A 215-nucleotide genomic window follows, 5' to 3' on the forward strand; every position below is an offset into this window, starting at 1 on the left:
CTTTCGTAATAACCTGCTCTATCTTCAACACCAACAGTTTCAGATGAAGTAATTTGAACACTTGATATATAATTTCTATTCCAGATTGGTTCAAAAATAGTGTTAGCAAACCTCAAAACAAGAATATTCTGAACTGTCTCTTTACCTAAATAATGATCAATCCTATAAATCTGACTTTCTTCAGCACAACTTTGAACGATCTTATTCAATTTTTT

Annotated in this window: 1 pseudogene; it reads right to left on the minus strand. The window is 30.2% G+C overall.

The annotated features are described in order from the left end of the window. Positions 1-215: pseudogene (locus tag AMO19_RS03415) on the minus strand (glucose-6-phosphate dehydrogenase); the annotation flags it as partial.

It is taken from the genome of Prochlorococcus marinus (assembly GCF_001180245.1).
Taxonomy (GTDB): Bacteria; Cyanobacteriota; Cyanobacteriia; order PCC-6307; family Cyanobiaceae; genus Prochlorococcus_A; species Prochlorococcus_A marinus_F.